18 protein-coding genes are annotated in these 21,902 nt (G+C 56.7%); 14 read left to right on the top strand and 4 right to left on the bottom strand.

Annotated elements, in window-relative coordinates:
- Positions 1–187 precede the first annotated feature (187 nt).
- From DWA01_RS21525 to DWA01_RS21500, 6 genes are all read left to right on the top strand, one after another.
- Complete coding sequence (locus tag DWA01_RS21525; protein ID WP_160116095.1) at positions 188–1,504, top strand: ABC transporter substrate-binding protein; 1,317 nt, start codon at positions 188–190, stop codon at positions 1,502–1,504.
- On the top strand, positions 1,501–3,507 hold the full coding sequence (locus DWA01_RS21520) for an ATP-binding protein (protein WP_114287866.1): 2,007 nt from the start codon (positions 1,501–1,503) through the stop codon (positions 3,505–3,507). Before DWA01_RS21525 ends, DWA01_RS21520 begins: the two co-directional genes overlap by 4 nt.
- Position 3,508: 1 nt before the next feature.
- Complete coding sequence (locus tag DWA01_RS21515; protein ID WP_114287865.1) at positions 3,509–4,777, top strand: sigma-54-dependent transcriptional regulator; 1,269 nt, start codon at positions 3,509–3,511, stop codon at positions 4,775–4,777.
- Between the two features lie 159 nt (positions 4,778–4,936).
- Positions 4,937–6,268, top strand: a complete 1,332-nt coding sequence (locus DWA01_RS21510; RefSeq protein ID WP_114287864.1) for an ABC transporter substrate-binding protein — start codon at positions 4,937–4,939, stop codon at positions 6,266–6,268.
- 95 nt (positions 6,269–6,363) lie between these two features.
- On the top strand, positions 6,364–8,115 hold the full coding sequence (locus DWA01_RS21505; protein ID WP_114287863.1) for an ABC transporter permease: 1,752 nt from the start codon (positions 6,364–6,366) through the stop codon (positions 8,113–8,115).
- Positions 8,116–8,139: 24 nt separating this feature from the next.
- Positions 8,140–9,201 (top strand): ABC transporter ATP-binding protein, encoded by a 1,062-nt coding sequence (locus DWA01_RS21500; protein WP_114287862.1) that lies wholly within the window; start codon positions 8,140–8,142, stop codon positions 9,199–9,201.
- A gap of 229 nt (positions 9,202–9,430) precedes the next feature.
- On the opposite strand, the gene DWA01_RS21495 is transcribed toward DWA01_RS21500, so the two are convergent.
- The 4 genes from DWA01_RS21495 to DWA01_RS21480 form a co-directional block, all read right to left on the bottom strand.
- The gene (locus tag DWA01_RS21495) at positions 9,431–10,687 is read right to left on the bottom strand and encodes an aminotransferase class V-fold PLP-dependent enzyme (RefSeq protein WP_114287861.1); all 1,257 of its coding nucleotides are present in this window, start codon (positions 10,685–10,687) and stop codon (positions 9,431–9,433) included.
- Positions 10,688–11,089: 402 nt separating this feature from the next.
- Positions 11,090–11,551, bottom strand: a complete 462-nt coding sequence (locus DWA01_RS21490) for a PaaI family thioesterase (RefSeq protein WP_114287860.1) — start codon at positions 11,549–11,551, stop codon at positions 11,090–11,092.
- Positions 11,551–12,336, bottom strand: a complete 786-nt coding sequence (locus DWA01_RS21485) for an enoyl-CoA hydratase (protein ID WP_200832640.1) — start codon at positions 12,334–12,336, stop codon at positions 11,551–11,553. Before DWA01_RS21485 ends, DWA01_RS21490 begins: the two co-directional genes overlap by 1 nt.
- Positions 12,337–12,355: 19 nt before the next feature.
- A complete protein-coding gene (locus DWA01_RS21480) occupies positions 12,356–13,594 on the bottom strand; it encodes a CaiB/BaiF CoA transferase family protein (RefSeq protein ID WP_114287859.1) in 1,239 nt (412 codons plus the stop codon).
- Positions 13,595–13,667: 73 nt separating this feature from the next.
- Between DWA01_RS21480 and DWA01_RS21475 the strand changes: the two genes are divergently transcribed.
- From DWA01_RS21475 to DWA01_RS23020, 8 genes are all read left to right on the top strand, one after another.
- Positions 13,668–14,435: a GntR family transcriptional regulator gene (locus DWA01_RS21475; RefSeq protein WP_114287858.1), complete on the top strand. Its 768-nt coding sequence runs from the start codon at positions 13,668–13,670 to the stop codon at positions 14,433–14,435.
- Positions 14,436–14,520: 85 nt separating this feature from the next.
- Positions 14,521–15,516: a Bug family tripartite tricarboxylate transporter substrate binding protein gene (locus tag DWA01_RS21470; RefSeq protein ID WP_114287857.1), complete on the top strand. Its 996-nt coding sequence runs from the start codon at positions 14,521–14,523 to the stop codon at positions 15,514–15,516.
- Positions 15,516–16,022 carry a tripartite tricarboxylate transporter TctB family protein gene (locus DWA01_RS21465; RefSeq protein WP_114287856.1) on the top strand — a complete coding sequence of 169 codons (507 nt, stop codon included), beginning with the start codon at positions 15,516–15,518 and terminating at the stop codon, positions 16,020–16,022. Before DWA01_RS21470 ends, DWA01_RS21465 begins: the two co-directional genes overlap by 1 nt.
- Positions 16,023–16,080: 58 nt before the next feature.
- Positions 16,081–17,571: a tripartite tricarboxylate transporter permease gene (locus tag DWA01_RS21460; protein ID WP_114287855.1), complete on the top strand. Its 1,491-nt coding sequence runs from the start codon at positions 16,081–16,083 to the stop codon at positions 17,569–17,571.
- Positions 17,572–17,757: 186 nt separating this feature from the next.
- The gene (locus DWA01_RS21455; RefSeq protein ID WP_114287902.1) at positions 17,758–19,272 is read left to right on the top strand and encodes a malonate--CoA ligase; all 1,515 of its coding nucleotides are present in this window, start codon (positions 17,758–17,760) and stop codon (positions 19,270–19,272) included.
- Between the two features lie 32 nt (positions 19,273–19,304).
- Positions 19,305–19,556, top strand: a complete 252-nt coding sequence (locus tag DWA01_RS21450) for a hypothetical protein (protein WP_114287854.1) — start codon at positions 19,305–19,307, stop codon at positions 19,554–19,556.
- 295 nt (positions 19,557–19,851) lie between these two features.
- Entirely contained in the window at positions 19,852–20,910 is a 1,059-nt protein-coding gene (locus tag DWA01_RS21445; protein ID WP_114287853.1) for a sulfotransferase, read from the top strand.
- Positions 20,911–21,055: 145 nt separating this feature from the next.
- Positions 21,056–21,259 (top strand): hypothetical protein, encoded by a 204-nt coding sequence (locus tag DWA01_RS23020; protein ID WP_136057803.1) that lies wholly within the window; start codon positions 21,056–21,058, stop codon positions 21,257–21,259.
- The last annotated feature ends 643 nt before the right edge of the window (positions 21,260–21,902 follow it).

Genomic DNA, 21,902 nt, shown 5'->3' with positions numbered 1-21,902 from the left:
CTGATCCTTATATCGTTCAGATCCCTGGCAGAGGAGGCCGGTCACCGGTCGCTGCAGCATGTGTCCCAAACCCGCATTGGTCTTGCAAATCCCGTGGAAAGTGGGAAACCTGTTTGCCCATAGACGTGCCGCCAAAAATTTGTTTTTGGGAGGCAGGTGGCGCAGAATTGACACCGGGGAGAGATGTATGGGACCAAAACACCGTTTGCATGACGTTTTTGCAGCAGCTTCTGTTCGTCTCTTTACTGCCGTTTTTGCAGCGTATTTTACGTCGGTTTCGGTCGGCGCCGCTGCTGAGCTGCGCATTCTGACCTCAATGTCGCAGGCGTTTTTTGAGCCCTTTATCGCGGCGTTCGAAGACCGGAACCCGGAAATATCTGTGATCGTTCTGAATAAAAATACCAATGCCTCAATTGCCGAGATCGTGCGGGGAAATCCACGGGCGTTTGATATTTTCTGGGCGTCGTCGGCGGAGGCCTTTGAGGTCCTGAATGCGCGGGATGCGTTTCGGCGGGATAACAGGGGCGGGCAGGAGAGCGCATCTGGTGCGAATGCAGCCGCTGCTTTTTATCCCTTTGCCTATTCATCAATTGGCTGGGCGCAACGTGGGGACTCGGCGATCATGCCCCCCAGGCAGTGGGAAGACTTGCTGCAGGATCGTTATGCCGGCCAGATTGCCATGGCCCGCCCGTCGCGTTCCGGCACTGCTCATATGTTCGTTGAGCGGTTTTTACAGGTACGCGGCTGGGAAGAGGGCTGGTCGTATCTTCTGGCGCTCACCGCCAATATCAGCACGCTGACATCGCGCAGTTTTGGCGTGGTCGATGGAGTGGAAAAGCAGCGGTTTGAACTTGGAATTACGATCGACTTCCTGGCCCAGTCGCGCCGGGATCAGGGCGTGAGCTTCAGCTATGGCAAACCGGTGATGGTGATACCGGCGCAGATCGGGCTGCTGAAAGGCGGTGTCTCTGAACAGGAAGCGATGGCGTTCATCAGATTTGTGCTCTCGGAAGAAGGACAGACCCTGTTGTTGATGCCAAGCGTCTGGCGGGTGCCAGTTGATGACACCATCCGGCAATCCGCGCGCAATATCCCTCCTGAAATCACTTACGCGCTGAAACTGAACTGGCTGCAATACGATGCGCTGTTGGCGCGAGATCGCTATTGGGCAGTGAATGCGTTGTTTGACCAATTCATAACTTCCCGATTGCCAAAACGGCGGCTGGCCTGGGCGAAGTATCGCGAGATTCTGGCCCGGGGAGACAGTCGGCAGTCGCAGGACCTTGCCCGTGTGAAAGCGCTTTTGACCCGGATGCCCGTGTCTGAGCGCGAGGCGGGAGATCGGATTCTGAACGATAGCCTGACCCGGCTGACCGCGTTGACAGGTCCGACCGGATTTCAGCAACGCTCGCTCACCCGATGGGCGATTCAGGCGGAAGAACTATTGATACGGGCCGGCAATGTCCTCGAGGTTCTGGATAAGAAGGGGCCAAACACGCGATGATTGTGTCACTTCTGAACCGATATCTGCCCAGTATCTGGACGCGGTTGCTGGTGTCTGTGCTGGCGATTGTCACCATCGTCTGGGTGGTTTTAGGCGTGGCGATTGTCTTTTTTAGCCAGGTCAGCCGGGATTATAGCGATCTGGCGGAGGAACATATTCCGCGCATCGCGCTGGCGAGCGAACTGGCTGAAAACTCCGCAAAACTGGCGCGCATCACCACTGCGATTGTGGGGCAGCAGGAAGGGCGCGCGGATGAGGATATGCGCCGCTCCCTGGAAGAGGTGATCGTCGCGATTTCAAAGCAGATCAGGGATGCGGATGCGGGCACCGCCGCGCAGAGCAGCAATCTGTTGAGTGAAGGTTTTACTCAACGTCTGCAAAATGTGCTGATGGCACTGGAACGGCGAAAATCGCTGACAGAACAGATCACGGAGATGATGGGGGCGGTGCGCTGGCTTAATATTGATATCCAGGACGAGGTCGATCCGCTGCTCAGCGACTTTGCCTTCAACATTGCCGTTGCCACTGACAGTATGGTGCGCAGCGCGGATCAGTTTTATCGCACTGTACAAGGGATACGTATTGCCGCTGAACGTGCCGCGCGCGACAGCATCCGGCAAGTCGGCGGCGAAGCGGCAAACCTGGTGACGCTGATGTTGCAAAGCGCTGTTGCCCTGGATCGTGCCCAGCTTGTCCAGTTCAGAAGCCTGTCTGAAGATTCGCTGGCTCGGCTGAATATCATGACGGCGTCTTTGCCCACTGGTACGGAATTTTTGACCCTCTCACAGTCCGTGGATGCATTGTTATCCATGGCTCAGCAGCAAAACAGCGTTTTCAATTTGCGACAGGAATGGATTGAAACCCAGGATGTGCTGTTGGTCCTGCTGAATGATGTGCAAAGAGACCTGACAGATCTTCAACGTGCTCTGGCGACAATTGGGGCCGACCAACGCGCTGCGGTTCTGGCGGTTACAGAAGCTTCGGCCCGGCGCTCCAGGCTTGCGGTCTGGTGGTTGATCGGGCTGACCGTTCTGGCCGGGGTCATTGGCGCGTTGGCGCTGTTCGGCTATATCCGCCGCGGTATCGTCTTGCCGCTTGGGGAAATGTCTGCGGCGATGCTGGCGATCTCTGACGGCAAACCGGTGGGGCGGCTGCCGGATACCGGGGAGGATGAAATCGGCAAAATGGCCCATGCTGTCGGCACGTTTCAGCGCTCCGTTGAGGCGCGGGATGCGGCGTTCTCGCAGTTAAGCGCCGAAGTGTCCGAGCGCCGCCGCGCAGTTGAGGAATTAAAACAAACTCAGGTCGAACTGGTTCAGGCCGGCAAACTTGCGGCTTTGGGGCAATTGTCTTCGGGCATCAGCCACGAGTTAAATCAGCCCCTGGCGGCGATGAAGCACCGGATACATCTGCTGAAAGCGGGATATAATGAAGGCTCTGACGCCAAAGTTCAGCGGCAAATTGAACGGATGGACGGATTGGTTACGCGGATGGCAGCGACAATCACCCATCTGAAACGCTTTGCCCGCAATTCGGAATATCTCTCGGAACGGCTGGAACTGGCTGCGATTATTTCGGAAAGTGAACTGCTTTTGAAAGGCCGCATCAGCGCCCCGGACGTCGATATTGTCATTCAGCCTGAACTGCAGTCCGCTGTTGTGCAGGGCGATCAGATCCTGATTGAGCAGGTTGTGGTAAACCTGTTGTCCAACGCGCTTGATGCCATCGCGGCAAAAGGCGCCAAAGGCAGAATTGTGCTGAGCGGGGCCAGGCAGGGAAACTCCTACACGCTGAAAGTTGCGGACAATGGCATCGGCCTGGGGGATATGCCGCCGGACAAAGCGTTTGACCCGTTTGTTACCACCAAGGATGTCGGCGAAGGATTGGGTCTGGGATTGTCGATCTCATATAATATCGTAAAAGACATGGGAGGGGATCTGCGGCTGGAGCATAATCATCCAACCGGAACAAGTGCACTGATGACACTACCCTGCGGAGAATAAGATGACCGAGGCCCCCCTTGTCCACGTTGTTGACGATGACAGCGACCTGCGTGAAGCCGTTTTGGAGACACTGGAAGATGCTGTTATCCCTGCCATCGGATTCAGCCGGGCGTCCGACGCTCTGAAGGTTCTGGACCCGGAATGGCCTGGCGTCATTCTGTCGGACATCCGGATGCCGGGCATTTCCGGTCTGGAATTTCTCGATCAGGCCAAAGCCAGCGCCCCCGACGTGCCCTTTGTCCTGATGACCGGTCACGGGGACGTGGCGACCGCCATCGCTGCGATGAAGGCCGGCGCATATGATTTTCTCGAAAAACCGACCCCGCCGGAATACCTCGTGGGAGTTGTGCGGCGTGCATTGCAGGCCCGCACCCTGCACTTGGAAAATTCATCGCTGCGCCAGATGATCGTCACCGGCGGCAGTCTGAAAACACGCCTGGCCGGCCGCTCAAAAGCGATGAAGATCTGCCGCCGGGATATTCTGGCAATTGCGCCGCTGAATGTAGATGTTTTGCTGCGCGGTGAGACCGGCACCGGCAAAGGCCTGGCGGCCCACTGCATTCATGATATGTCACCGCGCAAATCAAAAGCGTTTGTCACAGTAAACTGTGCGACGTTGAGCCTTGAGAATATCGAAGAGAGTCTGTTTTCAGGCCAGGGCAAGATTGCTGAAGCAATGGGGGGCACGTTATTTCTGGATGATCTCGGCAGCCTGGATGAAACGGTCCAGGCCCGAATTTTCCGCTTTTTGGAAGATCGCAGCAATGAGCTGGAAGCGCCGCGCATCGTGGCGGCGCTGAAAGAAGAACCAGAGGGCTTGATCGCCTCAGGGAAATTGCGTGCTGATTTCTATTACCTGATCAATGTGGCGCAGGTCTTGCTGCCACCGTTGCGGGAACGTGACACAGACATCTTTGTGTTGCTGGAGCATTTCATCCGCGAAGCTGCCGGGCGTCACAATCTTAAATTGCCCAATATCAGCGCCGAAGATCTGGCCCCATTCAAGACCTATGACTGGCCCGGCAATGTGCGCGAGCTGCGCAATGCTGCCGAAAAGATGGTCATCGGGCTTGATGTGGTTCTGGGCACCTCCGGCAGCAGCACCAGGATCACCGCCGGCGGATATGATGCCGCTCTGCAAAAGTTCGAATTTGATCTGTTGCAGACCGCCCTGATGCAGGCGGGCGGGCGCAAAGGGGACGCGGCTGAAATATTGGGGATTCCCCGCAAACGGCTTTATTTGCGGCTGAAACAATATGGTCTGAATTGAATTTGGGTCGAAGCTGACCCAGAACAAGGGTCAGAAGTGACCCGATATTTGTAAAAAACTCTATTTATAACAATGGATTGACGGGTTGGCACCTTGCGCCCCACTCTCTTCCCCAGAGCTGAGTTTCCGAATTCATCTCTGAACAAATGGGAGGAAGATATGAAAAACTATTTAGGCGGCTCTTTGGCCGTATGCGCGCTTGCCGCGTCATCGATGGCGGCGTTTTCTGCAGAACCAGTCGTGGTAATTACCTCGTTCCCGAGCTCAATGACCGGGCCGATTGAAGCCGCGTTTGAAGAAGCCAACCCGGGAATCGATCTTGAGATTCTGAACAAAAAGACTTCTGCCGGCGTGAAGTATATTCAGGAACTGGCCGGCGCGAACACAGCGGACATCTTCTGGGCTTCCGCCCCGGACGCGTTTGAAGTGCTCAAAGGCGACGGTCTGCTGGCCGATGCGGGCGGCATTTCGTCCACCGGTATTCCGGATAAAATCGGATCTTTCCCGATGAACGATCCGGATGGCAAGTACCTTGGTTTTGCCGCCGCTGGTTACGGTATCATGTGGAACACACGTTACCTCAAAGCCAACGGTCTGGAGCCGGTCTCTGAGTGGTCCGATCTGAAGAACCCCGAATATTTCGGTCATGTCGGCATGTCGGCACCTTCGCGTTCCGGCACCACACACCTGACCGTTGAAACCATGCTGCAAGGCGAAGGCTGGGACAAAGGCTGGGCCGAGTGGAAGTGGATCGCGGGCAACTTCGCCACCGTCACTGAGCGCAGCTTTGGTGTGCCTGACGGCGTAAACACCGGTAACTTTGGCCTTGGCATTGTGATCGACTTCTTTGGCTTCTCGTCCAAAGCGTCCGGTTTCCCGGTTGATTTTGCTTACCCGTCTGTCACCGCTCTAGTGCCCGCCAATATCGGCCTGGTCAAAGACGGTCCCAACGCCGCAGAAGCTTCGACCTTTATCGAATATCTGCTGACACCTGAAGGCCAGGAAGTTCTGCTGGATCCTGCGATCATGCGTCTGCCGATCAATCCGGCCACCTATGCCAGTGCGCCTGAGGGATTCCCGAACCCGTTCAAGGACAGCTCGATCGGTTCTGCTGTCAACTTTGACGTCAGCAAATCCGGTGCGCGCTACAATCTGGTCAATTCACTGTTTGACGTCATGATCACCTATCGTCTGGATGATCTGCGCGAAGCAGTGCGGGCCGTTCAGGTGGCGGAAGCCAAATATCCAGACGGCTCCAATCCCGAAGCTGCTGCACTGATCGCAGAAGCCCGCGCTCTGATCGAAGCCAACCCGATCGATGAGGCCCAGAGCCTGAACGAAGACTTTGCTGGCATCTTCACCAAGAAGCGCAAAAAAGTGACCGATACTGTTGGCGAACGCCAGGCAGAAGTCGAACAGAGATGGGACACAATGGTTGTCGAAAACTACCGTCGTGCCAAGGAATTGGCCGAACAGGCAGCCAATCTGTAACCAGGGTGGGCCACACCGTGGTCCCATCTCTAAGGATTTCAGGGGCGGATGATTTCGCCCCTGAAATTCAATCCCTCTAATCATGGACCTTCACTATGACCCATTCGCCACGTGGCTCGGCACCGGGCCTTTCCATCGCTGACCGGCTTCCGAAGTACTTGTTTCCCCGGATCGGGGGCACCGCCGCGATCGCCCTTCTTATCGCTATACTGCTGGTTGGTTTGCTTATTGTTCCAGTATTGCAGGTCATCTATGTCGCGTTTCTTGATCCCAATACCGGCGCTCTGACACTGAACAACTTCAAAGATTTCTTTGGATCCTCCCTGTTCCGCGAGAGTTTCGGAAACTCTTTTTATGTCTCGGCCGTCTCCGTCGTAATGGCGACGATTATCGCGATGCCGCTGGCCTATATCACCACCCGCTTCAACTTCGGCGGCTCAGTGATCATTCAGAGCCTTGGCTTCATTCCACTTATCATGCCGCCTTTTGTTGGCGCGGTTGCGATGCAGTTGATCTTTGGCCGCAACGGTTCGGTCAACCTGATCCTGCGGGACAAGTTCGGTATTTCGATACCGTTTATGGAAGGGCTGAACGGGGTGATCCTCGTGCAGAGTATCCACTACTTCCCCTTTATCCTGATCAACCTGTCGACTTCGCTGCGCAACATTGACCGCTCGATGGAAGAAGCTGCGCAAAATCTCGGCTCTACCGGTATGCGCATGTTCCGTCGCATCGTATTCCCGCTGGCGATGCCTGGCTATATTGCCGGTGCGGTGCTGGTCTTTATCAAAGTGTTTGATGATCTCGGCACACCGCTGCTTCTGAACGTGAACAATATGCTGGCGCCTCAGGCCTTCCTGCGGATTTCTTCAATCGGCATCAGCGACCCGATGGGCTATGTTATCTCGTTCATCCTGGTGGCTTTCTCGATCTTCTCGCTTTGGGTGTCCTTCCTGTTCATGCGTGGCAAAGACTATTCCACCGTGCAAAAAGGCGGCGGCGGTCTGTCCAAACGTGACCTGTCCACCCGCGAGAAATGGATCGCCTACGGCACTGTTTCCCTGATCCTGCTGATGGTGCTTTCGCCCCATATCGGCTTGCTCCTGCTCTCGTTCGGCACGATCTGGTCTTATGCTCCGCTGCCCGACGACTACACGCTGCAGAACTTTGTCGTCATGTGGGAGAACAGCGGCACCTATATCTCCAACACGGTGCTTTATGCCGGCCTGGCTGCAACTGCTGACGTGATCCTGGGCACTGCTATCGCCTATATCGTGCTGCGCACCAAACTGTTCGGCCGTCAGGCACTGGACTATATGGCGACTGCTTCGCTGGCTGTACCGGGTGTGGTTCTGGGCATTGGCTATCTGCGCCTGTTCCACGGTGTCCAGGTGCCGTTTTCCGGCGAGCCAATGGCCAGTTGGTGGGTGATCATCGCTCTGGCTCTGATGGTCCGACGTCTGCCTTATGCGCTTCGGGCCTGTATGGCGGCATTGCAGCAGGTGAGCATCTCGCTTGAAGAAGCCGCCGAAAGCCTCGGGGCCTCCAAGCAAAGCACTATCCGGCGCATCGTAGTGCCACTGATGTCCGGTGGTATCCTGGCTGGCTTCGTTACCAGCTTCGCCACAGCTGCGGTGGAACTGTCAGCGACCATCATGCTGGTGTCATCCGACAGCGACGCGCCGCTTGCTTACGGGATCTACCTGTTCATGCAAACGCCGTCCGGACGTGGTGCAGGTGCGGCTCTTGGTATTGTTGCAGTGATCCTGGTGGGCGTCGGTACCTATGCCTCACAGCGCATCATTGAACGTGACAAAAAAATGAGAATGTCTGGCGACGCGCACTAATCGCGGCCAAATGGGAGAGATGTAATGACTACAAATATGGTTGGAATTGAAATCAAAGACCTTCACCTTTCGTTTGGTGAGACAGAGGTTTTGACTGGGGTGAACCTGACGATTGAACCGGGGGAGTTCTTTTCTTTCCTCGGGCCATCGGGTTCGGGTAAATCGACACTGCTGCGCGCAGTTGCCGGATTTGGTCCGACACCAAAGGGCCAGATCCTGATCGGCGGGCGCGACATCGTGGATCTGCCACCGTGGAAACGCAATGTCGGCATGGTGTTCCAGAGCTACGCGCTCTGGCCACATATGTCGGTGCGTGACAACGTGGCCTTTGGTCTGAAAGAGCGCAAAATGCCGGTGAGTGAGATTGGGCCCCGCGTTGAAGCTGCGCTTGATCTTGTCGGGCTGCTGTCGATGGCGGGCCGGATGCCGAACCAGTTGTCGGGCGGGCAACAGCAGCGGATCGCGCTGGCCAGAACGATTGTGGTTGAGCCACAGGTGCTTTTGCTGGATGAACCGCTGTCAAACCTGGATGCCAGTCTGCGGGTGCAAATGCGCCGTGAACTTCTGGCGCTGCAGCGCAAGCTTGGTCTGACGACGATTTTTGTGACCCACGACCAGGAAGAGGCCAATACGACATCAGATCGTATGGCGGTTCTGGATGGCGGTGTGATCCAGCAGGTTGGTTCGCCGCAAGTACTTTACGACACCCCGGCAAATCTGTTTGTGGCCAACTTCCTTGGCACCGCAAACATCATTGACGGTGTGGTTGAAAAGGACGGTGCGGCTGCGCGCTTTGTCACCAAAACAGGCGATGCAATCGCGGTTGGTGACACTACGGTCAACAGTGGCTCTATCGTTCTGCGGCCACAAAACATCTCGATCGTGGCGAAAGACAGTGCCAACTCGATCAGCGGGACTGTGATGCACCGCGAATTCCTCGGCAGCCAGATCCGCTATCTGGTTGATGCCGCAGGTACAGAGATTGTGATCGATCAAAGCCATGTTTCTGGTGAGACCTGGCAGGATATCGGCGCCGAAGTTTCTCTGAACATTAACTCCAGCGCAGCAGTCGTGCTGGCGAGTTAGCGGCTTCCCTCGGCCGTTAAATGCAGGGGGGTCAGCCCCTGCTCCTCCTGGGCGGCCGCGACACGCGAGACTTCATCAGTCAAACATGTCGCGGCCGTTTTAAAACTGACAAGAACTACCGCGTCCAACAGGACAAGAGCTACGAGCAGTGCTCTGTGCCGGCGGGGATTTTGATCCGCCGGGAACAGGTCTGAGGGGGGCAGCGCTCCCCTCAGATGAATGCGGTTCTCTAATCTTCAGCAAGTTTGCGGATCTCAGTGAGAAACTGCGCCACTTCAGCCAATGTATTATAGTGGCACATCGACACCCGGATGCAGCTGTCCAGACCCATCGGGTCCAGAATATTGCCGGAATAATGGTCAGCCTTGCGCGTGTGGGTGCGGATGCCAGCCTCATTCAATTTACGCACAGCGTCGACGGTTGGCACGCCTTTGACAGCGATCGAGACCAGGCCTTCGCGCAGGGGATTGTCCGCCCCCCCAACAATGGTCACACGTTCCATATCCGCCAGACCTTTGAGATTGCCGGTGCCAAACAGCATCGCATCGGTCAGGGACTTCTCATAGGCATGAATGGCTTCACCCGCCGCCAGGATCCGGGTGCGGCGATCTTCTGAATCTGAGAACTGGCTGCCGAGCCAGTCGAAATAACTCACCACATCAGAAAACGTCGCATAAGAACCGGTGTCGCGGGTGCCCATTTCCCAAGGCTCGCCCGGCGCACCGATCAGATTGTCATGTCCGACTGCCGCCATGCGGTCAGAGACCCATGCCAGACCATAGCCGTGACGGGAAAACACTTTATAGGGTGAGATCACGTAGCCATCGATCCCATAGCTGTCGATATCAAGCCGGCCATGTGCCGCGTGCTGGATACCATCCACGATGATATAACATTCTGGTGCAACTTTGCGGATCGCGGCGGCAATTGCAGCCACATCCACGGCCATGCCGGTAACGGGCGATGTGTGCAATATGGTGGCAACACGGATATCTGCTGTCAGTTCCGGCATGTAATCATCAACACTGACAGAACCGGTGTCTGAGTTGTGTGGCACGACGATATGGGATTTGCCGGCGATTTTGGCCCAGCGGTCACAAGCGCTGCGGGTGGCGGGGTGTTCAAGAGAGCTGCCAAGAACCTTGCCACCGTCCGGCCCCGCCAGACAGGCGGCACTGATCAGCCGGAACAGCAATTCAGTGCCGCTTTCCCCGACAAAAAACTGCCCGTCCGGTGCGTTCATAAAGACACGCGCGTCTTCTTTTGCAGTGTTGATAATGCGCACAAGCTCATGGGAAGCCGGATTGTCACGTCCCTGGTTGTCCGGGATCGCGGCCATTTTTGCCGATGTCTCAGCCACGGATTTCAACGTCAGCGCACCGCCGGCGTTTTCAAAAAAGATCCGCGGTCCCTGGAACGGGCAGCTGTCTACATGTGCAAATCGGTTGCGGATCTCATCGATCAGACCCGGTTTTGTATCAAACATTCTTGTCTTCCTTTGATCATCGTTCACTCGACGCGATGCGCCATTTCGTCAGGGTATTTTCCGGGGGCAGGTGGCGCATGACTGTCCGCCCGCGCCAACCAGAAGAAGCAAAGATATGAAGCGTGACAGGCTTCGGATTGCTTAATGCATAGCCGCTCAGTCCGGTGATTTCTAATGTTGAAATATTATATCGGGTATAAGCAAAGCGGAATTCCTTTCGGGCGCGGGCAGAAGGCCACTATTGTTGTCTCTGGCCAGGCCCATTGCGGAGGAGCTGCGGTCGCATTCATATTTACAGACCGTCGAATGGGGGCGGCGGATCCCTTTGACAGGACCTGGTATGGTCTCAATCATCCCCGCCTTCCTTTGAGCTGTTTTTCATGCGGCGCGGCGCGCCAATCGTCAGGGCATTTTCCATGTGCCGGTTGCATGGGCGGCAAGTTTGCCATCCGGTCCCCAAACCCGGCTTTCCATGAAGGAGATGGAGCGGCCCTTTTTGGTAAAGCGGCCCTCGCATCTGGCCTCACCTGCAAATACCGGACGCAGATACTGCACTTTCATTTCAATTGTGGCTCCCGGGCCGGTGATTTTTCGCACCAGGTGCCCCATCGAAATATCCATCACTGTAGCCATGACACCACCGTGCAGGCTGCCTTGCGGGTTCATCACCATTTCAGTGACAGGAAAGCGGATGCTGCAAACTTCTTTTTCGCTGTCTGAAACGTCTTCAGGCAGGTATTCGAACGTCAGCCCGAGGAACCGTGCCAGAAAAAAGGTTTCAAAATCCTGGCTGTGTTCCTGCAGTACAGTGTCAAAATGCGCCTGCGCCTGGGGGACGTCTACTTTTCGGTCAGACCTGGTCATCAGGACCCCACAAACTGCGGTTTGCGTTTTTCCAGAAATGCACGGCGGCCTTCAATATAGTCTTTGCTGTCAAAACATTGTTTGACGCGATCTGCGCAGGCCGGCAGGTCACGTGCCGATTCATCTTTGAGCGTTTCACCAACAATGAATTTGACTGAGTTGACAGTCATCGGCGCGTTGGCACCAATCATTGCGGCCATTTCAGCTGCGGCACTTGCGACCTGATCATCTGCGACTACCCGGTTAACCAGCCCCATCATGCGCGCTTCTTCGGCGTTGAAACGGCGGGCAGTAAAGAAAATCTCTTTGGCAAAAGACGGGCCGACCACGTTGACCAGCCGGTTGATACCTTCAAAGCCGTACCCGAGCCCCAGCTTTGCCGCAGGAACGGCGAAATTGGAGCCTTTGCCGCAGATGCGGATGTCACAACACAGCGACAGAGCCACACCGCCGCCGATACAAAACCCGTCAATCTGCGCGATCGTCGGTTTGTCAAAACCCTCAACGAGGTCGTAGACGCGTTTGGTGGTGGCGTTGTAATTGGCGACACCCGCTTCGCTGGCGCGTTCGCTTTCAAATTTTGATATGTCGGCGCCGGACACAAAAGCACGCCCGCCAGCGCCGGACAGGATCAGCACCCGGATCGAGTCATCTTTGGCGAATTCCGTCAATGCGGCTTCGACCGCCTGCCACATTTCCAGCGACACTGCGTTGCGCTTTTCGGGTTGGTTGAAAATGATCCGTGCAATGTCGCCATCACGCTCGGTCAGAATTTTGTCAGTCATCTCAGGCATTCCTTGCATGTCAGATTACGCCGTCGCGTTTCATGGTCTCAATTTCCGCTGCGCTGATGCCGATCTGCGACAGAATCTCTTCTGTATGCTGACCCGCGGTCGGGGGCGGAGCGGTGATGTGGCTTGGCGTGCGGCTCATATGGATCGGCTGGCCAATCAGCTCAATGTCGCCACGTTCCTGGCTGGCCACAGGCTGCGCAAGTTTGAGGTGGCGGACCTGAGGATCGCGGAACACTTGTCCGATATCATTGATCTCACCGGCCGGGACACCGGCGGCATTCATCCTGTCGATCCACTCCGCGGTAGTGGCCTGCAGGGTGACCTCTTCAATTTCCCGCCCCAGAGCATCGCGGTTCTCGGATCTGGAAGGCGCGTCGTGAAAGCGCGGGTCCTGTTTCCAGTCCGGGCGTCCCAACGCATCGGCAAAGCGCTGCCAGATCACTTCTCCGGCGACGGCAAGATTCATGTGCCCGTCACGGGTGCGGAACACGCCCGTCGGGATTGAGGTCGGGTGATTGTTGCCGGCCTGTCCGGGGACGTCGTCATCAACCAGATAGCGCGCGCCCTGAAAATCCAGCATGAAGACCTGCGCTTGCAGCAGCGAAGTCTGCACCCATTGCCCACGGCCTGAACGCGTCCGTTCCAGCAAAGCGGTCAGAATGCCCTGGGCCGCCAGCAGTCCGGCGCACAGATCAGCGATTGGAATGCCCACCCGCATCGGACCTTCGCCCGGATGGCCGGTGATTGACATCAATCCGCCCATGCCCTGGGCGATCTGATCAAATCCCGGGCGTTCCTTATAAGGGCCATCCTGACCAAATCCGGAAATAGAGGCATAGACCAGACCCGGGTTTGTGGCTGACAGGGTGTCATAATCAATGCCCAGGCGGTTTTTTACATCGGGCCTGAAGTTTTCGACGATCACATCGGCTTTTTCTGCAAGCTTTCGAAAGGCTGCCAGACCGGCTTTGGTTTTCAGGTTCAGGGTCACGCTGCGTTTGTTGCGATGCAGGTTCTGAAAATCGGCGCCGTGGCGCGGCCCGCCTAGTTGTGCGGAATCAACCGGCGTTTCAATTTTAATAACGTCCGCGCCCCAGTCGGCGAGTTGGCGCACGCAGGTGGGGCCGGAGCGGACACGAGTCAGGTCCAGAACCAGAAATTGCTCAAGCGCTGTACTTGCCGGGGGCAGGCGCCCCGCAGGCTTTTGTGGTGGAGCCACAATATGCTCCGGGGCAGTTTGGTCCGTCATATGCACGTTCTCCCTGCGGATCTGTTCCGTTTTGTATAGGCAGGTTTGTAAATGTTGACAATTGAAATGTTAAATGTTGACATTTTTTAAGATCCACGCTTTTGTCGGTGCCATGGAACAGAACAAAACATTTATCGGATCGAAACGGGAAACGCTGGCTGGCGAGGTGCGGTCTGAAATTGAACGGCGCATCCTGGCTGGCGATCTGGACTCGGGGCAGAAGCTGAACGAAGTGGCTCTGGCGACGGATATGAACGTCAGCCGCGGCACGATGCGCGAAGCGATCCGCTCGCTGGCGGATTCCGGGCTGATCGATCTGGTGGCCAATCGGGGTGCCTATGTGCGCCGGCTCACGATTCAGGAGATCAGCAATCTTTATGAGCTGCGCGGCGCCATTTTCGCGATGGCCTGTGCCGCATCGGCGCAGCATATCGCAGAAGCGCCTGATCCGGACTTGCTGACTGCGCTGCGCGACAACCTTCAACTGATGCAGGAAGCCAGTGTCGCGGATGACCGCACGGCTTATTACAGTCTGAATATCGCATTTCACGACATGATTATGGACGCCGCGCGCAATGAAAAAGCCAAGGGTGTTTACGACAGTCTCGTCAAAGAAATGCATTTGTTCCGGCGGCGTGGTCTGTCTGTGGCGATGAATATTTCAAAATCACTGGACGAACATGCGGACATTGTGGACGCCATTGCTTCTGGCGACCCGACCGCTGCTCGTGCGCAAGCGTTGCGCCACATTCAGTCCGGGTCGGAACGTTTTAAAAAGACACTGTCTGAAGCTGCGGACGGTCAGGACGACGACGACAACCGGTCCTGGGGCCGGATCTGAAACGACAATACACAACGCCCTGTTGAAGGGGCAACAGAAGGATAACGCAATTTCATAATATCCAAAACGTGTCAGGGAGGGCGCTATGGACAAATATAATAAACCAGATCGAAGAACATTACTCAAAGGGGCCGCGGCTTTTGGCGGTGTTGCCATGAGCTCATCGCTTGCCGGTGCTGCTTTTGCACAGGAAGATTTTCCCTTTCAAACTATGAGGGTGGTGACCCATGCGGGCGCTGGCGGTGGCACTGATATCACCACGCGCATGATGATGTTGCGCGCACGTCGCGTGTTCAAGCAGGACATGACCGTGGTCAGTAAACGCGGCGGCAGCGGCTCTGCAGCATTGATGTACCTGAATTCTCAGCCACGTGACGGGCATACTTTTTTGACCATCACCCAAAGCCACATTTTCCAGATCATTCAAAAGAAAATACCGATTACCATCGACCAGCTTGTTGGTCTGGCGCGTGCCACCGATGATCCGACCGTTGTTGCGGTGCCGGCAAACAGCCCGATCAACAGTCTTGAAGATCTGATCCGCGCCTCAAAGGAGAAAAGCGGCGGGCTGAAATGGGGCACGACTTTTGCCGGTGGTGCTGATCACGTCGGTCTGCACAATTTCGCCAAAAAGGCCGAAGGTATTGAATATACCATCGTTCCCTTTGAGGGCGGCGGCGACATCGTCACCAGCCTGGTTGGCGGCAATATGGATGCGGCAATTCTCAACTATGCCGAGGGCGAAAGCCAGTTTCTGTCCGGGGATCTCAAACCTGTTGTGACCCTGGCAGGCGAACGTATTGGCAGCATTCCCGACGTGATGACCGCGATGGAGCAGGGGATCGACGCCAAAGTATCCACGGTGCGCGGTTTTGCTGTTCTCTCCGGCATCAAAGAGGATCGCATGGAGTCGCTCGAGCAGGGCTTGTTGAAAGCGATGCAGCACCCGGTCTACCAGGCCTATCTGGCAAGCGGCGGCATGACCGGTTCCTCTGTGGTTGGCATGGACGGCTGGAACGACCATATCGACCGGATCTTCGTCGACAGCCAGACCGCGCTCAAGGAGCTTGGTTTGCTCTGATGACGGTTCAGCAACAGATGAAACGGCCCGCGCAAGCGGGTCGTTTACCACGGGATCTTGCCATCGGTGCGGTGGTGCTCGCCTTCACGGCGGTGACTTACTGGATCTCCTTTGACATCGGGGAGGCTCCGGCGGCGCTGGCCCAGAATGTACAACCAGCAACGTTTCCCCGCATGGTGCTTGCGGTGATTGCGTCTCTTACAGTTGTTATGATGGCGCTTGGCCTGCAACACAAAGATCGCGCACGGGATTTTCCAAAACCGGTCATGTTGATGACCGGCGCACTGATGGTTGCATTCGCAATTGCATTTGAGGCGATTGGACCGCTTGCGGCGATGACGTTGTTTTGCGTCGTGATGCCACTGATCTGGGGCGCCGGGAAATCGGCGGGCCTGATCGCTTATGCGCTGCTGTTTCCATTCGCTATTTATATGCTGTTCGGCGTTGTGCTCGACGTCAACTTTCCACCCGGACTGATCATTAACCTGTTGGGAAAACTGTTTTAGGCCCGGATGAAACGCGCAACCGCGTGGGCCAGTCTGCAATAATCGGAGAAATTTAATCATGGACAGTTTTCTGCTTGCTCTGGCGGGATTTTCAGATCCGTACCTGCTTGGTATTGTGATCCTTGGAACCCTCGGCGGAGTGCTGGTGGGGGCCATGCCGGGGCTCAGCTCAACAATGGCCACGGCGCTGCTGTTGCCCTTTACATTGTCAATGGATCCGGTGCCGGCAATCGCTTTGCTGTCGGCGCTGTATTGCGCGGGGACCTTTGGCGGTTCTATCACGGCTATTCTGGTGAATGCGCCCGGCGCGCCACCCGCCGCCGCCACCGCATTTGACGGCTATCCGCTGGCCCAGAAAGGCTATGCGGGCAAAGCGCTGGGCATGGCAGCCGTGTCGTCGGTCATCGGCGGCATATTCTCGATCATTGTTCTGATCGTGGCAGCGCCGCTGTTGTCGCGGCTGGCCTATAATTTCGGTCCGCCGGAATATTTTGCGCTGGCGCTGTTTGGTCTGTCGATGTTGGCAACGATCAGCGGCGAAAGCGCGATTAAAAACCTGATCGGTGGTGCGATCGGCGTGCTGATCGCGACGGTGGGTATGGATTTCACCACCGGGATCGAGCGCTTTACCTTTGGCAATTGGGAATTGTCTGAGGGTATCAATTTCATTCCGGTGATGATCGGCTTGTTTGCCGGTGCGGAGTTCATCAAACAATCGGGCAAGCTGAACGAGGGCAGGGTGGCGATTGCGCTGAATGCGGTGCGTCTGCCGGACTGGGCTGAGATCAAAAGCTGCTTTGGCACCATTGCGCGCTCCTGCGGTATCGGCTCTTTCATTGGACTGCTGCCCGCCGAGGGCGGCACGGTCGCGGCGATGATGGGGTACAATGAAGCCAAGCGCTTTGCCAAAGACAAGTCGCAGTTCGGCAAGGGAGACCTGCGCGGTATTGCCGGGCCGGAGGCGGCCAATAACGCGGCAACCGGGGCGGCGATGGTGCCGACACTGGCACTCGGTATTCCCGGCAGCGCCACCACCGCCATTATCCTCGGCGCGTTGATGGCGCAGGGGCTGCGGCCCGGCCCGCATCTGTTCACAGAACAGCCGACGCTGTTGTATTCAATCTTCCTCGCCATGCTTATTGCCAATCTGGCCTTCGGTCTGTTCGGGTTTTTTGGTGCCAAACTGTTTGCCCGCATCACCCTGATCCCGATCCAGTTTCTTTGGCCTTCGGTCTTTATCTTGTCCTGCGTCGGCGCCTATGCGTTGAACCAGTCGCTGCTGGATGTCTGGACGATGATTTTTGCCGGGTTGCTGGGCTTCGGGGCGCAGCGGTACGGCTTTGCGGCGGCGCCGATCATCATGGGGCTCATCCTTGGAGGTCTGGTTGAAGGTACTCTGAAACAGTCGCTTATCATCTTCGATCATCAATGGACCGGCTTTCTCGGGCGCCCGATTGTGGTGACTCTGCTGATCCTGACGGTGCTGTCGGTCTCGCTGCCTTTGATCAGTGAGGTCCGCCTGCGCCGCAGAAAAGCGGCCGCCGCGTAAAGCCGCGGCTCAGACACAGGAACAGGAGCAGATCCCGGTTTGTCCTGTGAGAGCGGTCCGTTTTCCGCCAGCGCCCCCAGCGGCGCTGGCGTTTCTTCAACGCCGGGCCGCGCTGTGGTCGACAGGACGGAGCCCGGCCAGATCATCTGCGTTGAAAATATTCTTCAGATTTATGAAAGATCCGTTATGAGCAATCCCCTTTATGACACTCTCTTTGGTGCAAACCAGGGGCGGGACACACCGTTTCTCTTTTTGCCGGATGGCTCCGTCCTTTCTTATAAAGACTTCCTCGCGATGGCGGCCCGCTATGCCAATACCTTTGCCGGACTGGGGCTTGAACCAGGCGATCGTGTGGCAGTTCAGGTCGGAAAATCGCCGGAGGCACTGGCAGTCTATGCCGCCTGCGCCCAGGCCGGGCTGGTGTTTTTGCCGCTGAACACCGCATATACCGTCTCTGAGATTGACTATTTTATCACCAACAGCACCGCGTCGGTTTTTCTGTGTGATGGTGCCGGGCAGGACGCGCTGCAGCCGATGTGCCAGGATGCCGGCACGCAGTTGTTTACCCTGAACGGGGATGGCAGCGGCACGTTTGCGGACTGCGCCAAAACCCAGCCCGACAGTTTTGACACCGTCGCCCGCGATGGCGGAGATCTGGCTGCACTGCTCTATACGTCGGGCACCACCGGGCGCTCCAAAGGAGCGATGCTGACCCAGGACAATTTGCTGAGCAATGCACGCACGCTGGTGGAGTGCTGGCGTTTCAGCGATCAGGATGTGCTTTTGCATGCGTTGCCCATCTTTCACAGTCACGGCTTGTTTGTCGCCAGCAATGTCACTCTGATGGCTGGTGGTGCGATGATTTTTCTGCCCCGGTTTGATCTGGACCAGGTGATCGCACTTATGCCGGCCGCCACCACAATGATGGGGGTGCCGACCCTTTACACAAGGCTGCTTGGTGACGCTCGTTTCACGCCAGAACTAACCCGGCACATGCGTCTGTTCACCTCCGGTTCAGCGCCTCTGCTGGCCGAAACCCATATCCGGTTTGAGAGCCGCACCGGCCACCGCATTCTGGAACGCTACGGCATGACCGAGACCAATATGAACACCTCAAACCCATATGATGGCGAGCGCCGTGCCGGCACCGTCGGTTTCGCGCTTGAAGGCGTTGAGCTGAAAATCACCGATGCAGTTACGGGCGCCAACCTGCCGCAGGGACGGATTGGTCAGATCGAAGTGCGCGGTCCCAATGTATTTCCGGGCTACTGGCAGATGCCGGAGAAAACCCGCGAAGAGTTGCGCGAAGACGGGTTTTTTATCACTGGCGACCTGGGACGCATCGATGAGCAGGGTTATATTCACATCGTCGGGCGCAACAAAGACATGATTATTTCCGGTGGTTTTAATATCTATCCCAAAGAGATTGAGCTGTTGCTGGATGATCAGCCAGGCGTGTCTGAAAGCGCCGTGATCGGGGTGCCACATCCCGATTTTGGCGAAAGTGTGCTGGCGGTGCTGGTCGCGGACGGAGAACAGGCGCTGAACCTCGGGGCGATTGATCAGGCGGTTTCAGATGGTCTGGCGCGCTTTAAAGCCCCCAAAATGATAAAAGTGATTGATGAACTGCCGCGCAATACGATGGGGAAAGTGCAAAAAAACCTGTTGAGAGATCAGTTCCGCGATGTGTTTCAGGGCTGATCTGAACTTGCGCCCACAGGCTGCCCCGGCGCGTGGCGGATCATTTGAACGCTGAAGCTGCTCAGACAGAAGCCCAGGAAACCATGACCGGCGTGCCTGAAAACCTGGCTGAGCTGCGCCGACGCAGTGCAATGCGGCGTTCCGGCCCGCCCGGCCTTAGCAACGTGCAGACCAACCCGTCCGGACAGGGCGGTGCGCCCTATGGCTGTGCCCCCATATCCGTTGGCGTCAATTCGACTTGTTTGCCCCAGCCCCTGTCCGCCCGTGCGATTGAACTTGGTTAATGCAGTTGTCATGCTTTCTCTGTCGGAGGCTGAACCGGCCGGGTGAGCGATACCCCAATTGATCCATTCATCCGCAGCCAACGACGTTCCCATTGTCGTCCCCAAGGCAGTTATCTGACAATGGGAGACCGTGCTCTGAGGGGGTATAAGGCCACGCAAGATGGTCCCTTGGGCGGCGCGCGCGCACCCGGACACAGATGATTTTGTTCTGGCTGCAACAGATTTCATTCACGCAGGCCCGGGACGTGGGGCCTGCGCAATCTTTGCTGCGGCCACGGGATAAAGGAGCCCGCGTATGACAGATTTTTCCAGGTGTACCCAGAGTTATCCTGAGTTTTACATCGTAGGCGCTGCAAAGTCGGGCACCACGGCCCTGTGGTCCTGGTTGCGCCAGCACAAGGATGTCTGCCTGCCAGATGTAAAGGAACCAGGATTTTTCAGTTTTGGCGGCGTGGATGCGGCGCCGCGTGCCGGCCATTTTGACGCCAACTATGTCGCGCTGATTACAGTGACCGCTGCCGATTACAAAATGCTGTATGCCGGTGCTCGCGATAAGCTCAGGGGGGATGTGTCTCCGGTCTATCTTACCGATGCCGGCGCTGCCGCCAGGATAAACCAGGCTCGACCGGATGCAAAAATTATTATTATTTTGCGGGATCCGGTGCGCCGGGCATTTTCCCAGTATCTTCACCACCTGCGAGACGGCCTGGAAAATCTCCACAAATTTGAAGATGCGCTGGAGGCGGAACTGAGCCGGATGCAGGCGGGCTGGAGCTGGGGGCATGGCTATGCGGCAAACGGCCATTACCTGGAGCAGATCAAAAGCTACACCCGGCTATTCGCGCCGGGTCAGATCTTATTCCTGTTATATGAGGACCTTCAGACAGATGCACCACGCAGCTGGCAGATGCTTTGTGAGTTTCTGGAGCTCGCACCCTGTGAGGTCCGGCTGAATGAGCGGGTCAATGCAACGGTGAACCTGTCGGGTGTGCCCGCGTTTCCGGCAGTTGAGCGCATGATCCGGATGCCCGGAAAATTGCAACGCGTGCTAAAACGTCTGATGCCGCGGGATCTGCGTGAAAAGATCAGACAGCAGATAAACGGTGCCTCCCGCCGGGTACCCGCATTGGGGGATGCAACCGCCCATATCCTGGCGGGGCAATATCTGCCTGAGCGCGCTGCGCTGGCCAGGCTGACGGGGCTGGACCTGAGATGCTGGGGGCCGGCCGCATCTGCAACTCGGGTGTTGCGGCGCAGCGGATACCGGCGCGCAGGGCGGCGCCACCCCGGGTACCAATACCCCGGGCAACGGCCGGCGGACCATCACCCGCTAAAACCATCCGGGCAATCCTGAGCTTCTCTCCGGCGGCAATTTCCTACCGGTCTGCAGCCGCAACACCGTTGCCACATCGCGCCTCCGTCTCAAACGTTATCCACCCGGCCCGTAAGCTGGGAATATCAGCCGATAGTATAATTTCGAGCTGGAGTCCTGTTGTGCCGTGGCAAGCCCTGACCGCACCGCAACAGAATTTCCTCAACCCGTTTGTGGTGAACGGATGTTCGATATCCTGAGTGATGTGCAGGCGCGCTCGGAGAATCTGGATATGACCGCCCGTTTCGAAGGGCTCGAAACGCTGCTGACTGAGATTAAACAGTGCATTGACCGGCTGTCTGATGATTGTGCTGAAAATCGCGACTTCTGAGCAGTTGCCCCAGGTGAACGCGCTGCGGGAGGCGGGCCATTCTGAAAAGGCCAGCCAAAAGGCGGCAACTCCGCTGCAGAAGGCAGAGCGAATACTGAACGTGATCCGCCAGCAAGTTGTTGAGTTGTCTGCGCAGAGGTGGCCGCGACAAACCGATGGTCGCGGCACCAATGGGCATCGGGTCGTTGCCTGCGTGTGTTGTGAGATGGTCTGTTTCCGTGGGGGCGGGGGGCATTGCTGCCGGGTCTTGCGGTCATTTGAAGATTAAGATTGTTTATTTTCAGAAGGTTACGAGGTTTTTGGGTGGAAAGTGGATCTTTGTGTGATTTAGCGCTTGCGGCTTTGGGTTACTGGGCCTAAAACCCACTTCACCGGCCGGGCGACACGGAAACGCAAGCAAGGACGGGGTGCTCCGGAGGGCAGGGACGCAGCGATGCGGACGGTTTGCCGGGGTAGCGGAGATAAGAGTTGAGCGGGTGGTGCCGGAGATCTGGCGCCCTCGTTGATTTTTGACCTCCGGTGTTTTTTGAAAATTTAATATCTGAAGAGATATGTGGGCGGTTTGGTTCAATCGATGAACAAACTACTGCATATCTGGTCACTAGGCTTTCGGGTCGATGATGTGATTAACAGCTTCACTGTT

It is taken from the genome of Candidatus Halocynthiibacter alkanivorans (assembly GCF_003333265.1).
In the GTDB taxonomy this organism is placed as follows: domain Bacteria; phylum Pseudomonadota; class Alphaproteobacteria; order Rhodobacterales; family Rhodobacteraceae; genus Halocyntiibacter_A; species Halocyntiibacter_A alkanivorans.
Note: the sequence above shows the minus strand (reverse complement) of the source record. Positions and strands in the feature narration are given on the sequence as shown.

Coding starts and splice junctions, on each gene's coding strand:
- DWA01_RS21475 (WP_114287858.1), top strand. CDS start 13,668: ATGTTGACATTTTTTAAGATCCACGCTTTTGTCGGTGCCATGGAACAG.
- DWA01_RS21460 (WP_114287855.1), top strand. CDS start 16,081: ATGGACAGTTTTCTGCTTGCTCTGGCGGGATTTTCAGATCCGTACCTG.
- DWA01_RS21510 (WP_114287864.1), top strand. CDS start 4,937: ATGAAAAACTATTTAGGCGGCTCTTTGGCCGTATGCGCGCTTGCCGCG.
- DWA01_RS21480 (WP_114287859.1), bottom strand. CDS start 13,594: ATGACGGACCAAACTGCCCCGGAGCATATTGTGGCTCCACCACAAAAG.
- DWA01_RS21515 (WP_114287865.1), top strand. CDS start 3,509: ATGACCGAGGCCCCCCTTGTCCACGTTGTTGACGATGACAGCGACCTG.
- DWA01_RS21470 (WP_114287857.1), top strand. CDS start 14,521: ATGGACAAATATAATAAACCAGATCGAAGAACATTACTCAAAGGGGCC.
- DWA01_RS21485 (WP_200832640.1), bottom strand. CDS start 12,336: ATGACTGACAAAATTCTGACCGAGCGTGATGGCGACATTGCACGGATC.
- DWA01_RS21525 (WP_160116095.1), top strand. CDS start 188: ATGGGACCAAAACACCGTTTGCATGACGTTTTTGCAGCAGCTTCTGTT.
- DWA01_RS21455 (WP_114287902.1), top strand. CDS start 17,758: ATGAGCAATCCCCTTTATGACACTCTCTTTGGTGCAAACCAGGGGCGG.
- DWA01_RS21465 (WP_114287856.1), top strand. CDS start 15,516: ATGACGGTTCAGCAACAGATGAAACGGCCCGCGCAAGCGGGTCGTTTA.
- DWA01_RS21445 (WP_114287853.1), top strand. CDS start 19,852: ATGACAGATTTTTCCAGGTGTACCCAGAGTTATCCTGAGTTTTACATC.
- DWA01_RS21505 (WP_114287863.1), top strand. CDS start 6,364: ATGACCCATTCGCCACGTGGCTCGGCACCGGGCCTTTCCATCGCTGAC.
- DWA01_RS21495 (WP_114287861.1), bottom strand. CDS start 10,687: ATGTTTGATACAAAACCGGGTCTGATCGATGAGATCCGCAACCGATTT.
- DWA01_RS21520 (WP_114287866.1), top strand. CDS start 1,501: ATGATTGTGTCACTTCTGAACCGATATCTGCCCAGTATCTGGACGCGG.
- DWA01_RS21490 (WP_114287860.1), bottom strand. CDS start 11,551: ATGACCAGGTCTGACCGAAAAGTAGACGTCCCCCAGGCGCAGGCGCAT.
- DWA01_RS21500 (WP_114287862.1), top strand. CDS start 8,140: ATGACTACAAATATGGTTGGAATTGAAATCAAAGACCTTCACCTTTCG.